Here is a 3,807-nt window from a genome sequence, read left to right as displayed (position 1 = left end):
GGTTTCCTTTTGTTTTATGTTTGTAGGGACACACTGCGTGTGTCCGTAAATATAAATTAAGATTTTTTGTTACAATGGACGCACTGTGTCTGTCCGCTGAATATCTTTTCTGTGTAAAACAAAGGCGAGACGGACACACGCAGTGTGTCCCTACGCTTCATCAACTCCGACACGAATTGCCTTTTTTCAACATTCTGCCGGCGTCATTTTTGGCATCGGGTTTTACAACGTCGTTGGGAACGCCTTTTTGTACAGGCAATTTGGTCATCTGCCACGCATTCCAACCGCCGTCATAAACCGCCGTATTTTGCCAGCCGAGAAGTTGGGTCATAAACCACGGCACGGATGCTCGCCAGCCTGTTCCGCAATAGAACGCCAGTTGATCGCCCTGTTGAATATGCTGTCCCTGCCACAGTGCTACGATCTCTTTCGGGTTACGCAAGGTGTCATCAGGGTCGTAAAAATCGGCAACATTTGACGGTGCCGATCCCGAAAAGCCCCAAATCGCCCCCTGCGGTTCGCCTGTTGCTTGAATATGTTCATCACCGCTCGCTTCGCCGATAAACTCTTCCCACGCTCTTGTGCTAACGAGCTTCAAGCCTTGTTGCTGACGGGCGTAAGCCTGCTCAGGTTGGCTGATGTTGATCTGCGGGTTAGCCGGAATGGTTGTGCCGAACGCCGTTTCAGGCTGTGGCAGATTGACTTTGGTTTCCGTTGGAAAACCTGCGTCCATCCAAGTGGCAAGATTGCCGTTTAACACTCGCACATCCTCTACGCCAGCCCATTTCAACGCCCAAAACACACGATAGGCGGCAAGTGAATTATCGGAATAAAGCACGATAGTTTTATCCTTGGTGATCCCGTGTTGTAATAGGTTTTGTTCAATTTGTTGCGGTTCGGCAAGGTTATAGACAGGGGCTTCACCCTCCACCCAGTCCGTATCAAAATGGTAAGCCCCGACAATATGTTGCGTATAGGCTTTGGCTTTTTCGAGCGTTCCCCACGACACTTCAAACAGCATAAATTGGTTGTTGTGGTAGGTTTCAGGTTGCTCCCCCTGTATTAAAGCGTACAGCCATTCGGGCGAAACGCTATATTGGAAATGGGGAAAACTATCTAACGGATAACCGGCATTGGCATAGCTGATAAAGTCGCTAAAAGTGCGAACTTTGTAGCCTTTTGCATTAAACTCCGCCGAAATACAGGCTAATTCGTCATGATTGCTATCGTAAATCACTAAGGTTTTCTGCTTGCTGAACCCTTTGGCTTCGGCAAAACTGTCGAACTTGTCGGCTTCAATCCGTTCAAACCAGTTACAACGAAATTGAATAGCCCCTTTGATATGCCCGCCACGGCTGGCGTGTTTCTCTTTAAAGCCGTTATACAGGCTGTCGTTACGGCTATCAATAATGACATAGTCAGGATTATCAAGGTTCGCCAGTAGTTCTTCCGTGTCGATTGTCTTGACGACGTTCTCATCACAAGCGGTCAGAAAGAGAGAAAAAATTGCAAAAAGTGCGGTACGTTTCATTGCAGTTCCTTAAATACGACATTGGGTCGGCTTCACAAAATAGGTCGCAGTCCAGCAGCCGAGCATAATCATCAGCGTAGCAAGCCAACCTTGCCACGAAAAATAAGCGGTCGAAACCAGTGAGTTGGTGATCGTACAACCGCCTGCAAGGCTGGCACCGATCCCCATCAGGAATCCGCCGAACATTCGTTGCATAATCGCTTTGGGTTCAGGTACACGGATTTCAAATTCCCCACTCAATTTTGCGGAGATAAAAGAGCCGAGCAAAATGCCGAGAACGAAGTAAGTTCCCCAGTTGAGATAACGCTGTTGCCCGATCACGATATATTGCACCACATTGGCGGTTGGCACAGCGACACCATAGCCGTAAGCTCTGCCGTACTGCTCACTCACAAACCACGCTAACACGCCAAGCAGACCGATACACACGGCGGTGGCAAAAGGGTGCCAGTGTCTGGTAAAAATTCGATGGGAAATCACCGCTTGCGTCGGTTCTTTCGGGAATTGATAGCGTGGGTGTTTGATGTGGTGAATAATCATTGCCAGTGTCATCAATACGAGAATGGCAACTAAAATCCACGGCGAAATGCCAAAAGTGCGGTGCATATTGTCAAGGTTTGACGTTTCCAGCAGTAACGGATTGACCCACTGCTTCAACGCTCCCGTTTGAGTTGCCGTCATTGTGAGGGCAAAACAGACCAAGGCAATCCAACTACCAACCGCCCCCTCCCCAGTGCGAAACCAACCACCGCTGGCACAGCAATTCGCCAAGATCATACCGATACCAAAAACAAAACCGCCCAACACCGTTGCTAACACAGGCATAGGGGTATTTGGAATGGTGATCAGCCCAAATTCACTTAAACTAAAAAATCCGATGGATTGAATGGACACCGCAATTAACAATGCGGTAAAAAAGCGGAAGTTTCGCTGGGTATAAATGTTGCGAAAACCAGATACGAAGCAAAATTGCCCGCGTTGTAAGAAAAAACCGAGAAGTATCCCGATAAAAAGACCACTAAACATTGATTAAACCTTAATACAAATGTTACGGAAATGTTGAGGTAGCTATTAGAGCATAAATCTACGTAAAAAGAAATCAACAAGCGGTCAGATTTTGGCGATATTTTACAAATCTCAGTCAATTTTTTACGGGCGAATTACCCGCTGAATATGGATAATCAGATAAAGCTGTTCATCCTGATTTAAGGTTTTTTGGAAGTTTTTCGCTAAGTATTTATCGATCTTTTCAACACACTGGAAGGCTTGCGGGTAAGCAATTTTTGTTTGTTGATAGAGAAAATCGTCATCGCTGATTGGCGGATGCTGTTGTTTGAAAAGACGAAGCGCAAAATGTTGCAAATGGGTGACAAAACGCGCGTAATCGTAGCTATTTTCGTCTAATTTGAGGTTAAAATGATAACCGACCAAATTCAAAATATCTTTAATAATTTGTGTTGTGCGGTAGGTATCTTCCATATTGTCGCTATCGGTACGGGCATTAAAAATGTGTAGTGCAATAAAAGCCGCTTCATCTTCTCCAACATCTATTTGCATTTCGCGCTGAATTAATTCAACCGAATATAAACCGATTGCAAATTCCGTTTTGTACAAACGTTGAATTTCAAAAGACAAACCGTTTCCCAATCTTTGGTTGTTTTTTGCCCGTAATACGGCATGATAAATATGATCGGTGAGGCTGATATAGATTCCATTAGAGAGTTGAGTGTTTAATTGTTGATTGGCATGCTGAATAATTAAATTAGTCAGGCGGAAATATTCTGCAGGAATTTCACTTAATATTTCGGTTAGGCGTGTTGCAAAAGGGCTTGTCGTTAAACTGAATGTTTTTTCTACCAGAGCGCTATCGGCAAGCTCACCCGGCTTCTTACCAAAAGCGATACCTTTACCTAAAATAACCACTTCAGAACCTATTTCATTTACCGCTTGAATGGCATTATTGTTAAACACTTTAGTAATTTTTAACATAGTCAGCCCTCATCAGAATGGGAAATTCATATTAGTATGAACGTTATAGCATAAAATGAAAAGACAAGCGGTCTGATTAGGTAAATTTTTTGCAAGAAAAAAGGCAGATATTTTGATCTGCCTTTTGTGTTTGTAACGTAGATTATAAAATCAATTATTTGATGATTTTCGCAACAACGCCCGCACCGACTGTACGACCACCTTCACGAATCGCAAAACGTAAACCTTCGTCCATTGCGATTGGGTGAATTAAGCTCACAGTCATTTTGATGTTGTCGCCCGGCATT

The 3,807-nt window shown here is 44.4% G+C and carries 3 protein-coding genes and 1 pseudogene; all 4 read right to left on the bottom strand.

Annotated features, from left to right (window positions below):
* Positions 1-160 precede the first annotated feature (160 nt).
* Positions 161-1,531, bottom strand: coding sequence for a rhodanese-like domain-containing protein (locus tag ACEYJ7_RS00795; protein ID WP_373777135.1), 1,371 nt, complete (start codon positions 1,529-1,531; stop codon positions 161-163).
* Positions 1,532-1,540: 9 nt separating this feature from the next.
* The gene (locus ACEYJ7_RS00790) at positions 1,541-2,557 is read right to left on the bottom strand and encodes a YeeE/YedE family protein (protein WP_373777134.1); all 1,017 of its coding nucleotides are present in this window, start codon (positions 2,555-2,557) and stop codon (positions 1,541-1,543) included.
* Between the two features lie 123 nt (positions 2,558-2,680).
* The gene (licT, locus tag ACEYJ7_RS00785) at positions 2,681-3,520 is read right to left on the bottom strand and encodes a BglG family transcription antiterminator LicT (RefSeq protein ID WP_373777133.1); all 840 of its coding nucleotides are present in this window, start codon (positions 3,518-3,520) and stop codon (positions 2,681-2,683) included.
* Between the two features lie 154 nt (positions 3,521-3,674).
* Positions 3,675-3,807 (bottom strand): annotated as a pseudogene (locus ACEYJ7_RS00780) (elongation factor Tu); the annotation flags it as partial.

It is taken from the genome of Glaesserella sp., assembly GCF_041814905.1.
Taxonomy (GTDB): domain Bacteria; phylum Pseudomonadota; class Gammaproteobacteria; order Enterobacterales; family Pasteurellaceae; genus Glaesserella.
Note: the sequence above shows the minus strand (reverse complement) of the source record. Positions and strands in the feature narration are given on the sequence as shown.

What these genes read in the sequence shown, in the direction of transcription:
- ACEYJ7_RS00790 (WP_373777134.1), bottom strand. Translation starts at nt 2,557, where the DNA reads ATGTTTAGTGGTCTTTTTATCGGGATACTTCTCGGTTTTTTCTTACAA.
- licT (WP_373777133.1), bottom strand. Translation starts at nt 3,520, where the DNA reads ATGTTAAAAATTACTAAAGTGTTTAACAATAATGCCATTCAAGCGGTA.
- ACEYJ7_RS00795 (WP_373777135.1), bottom strand. Translation starts at nt 1,531, where the DNA reads ATGAAACGTACCGCACTTTTTGCAATTTTTTCTCTCTTTCTGACCGCT.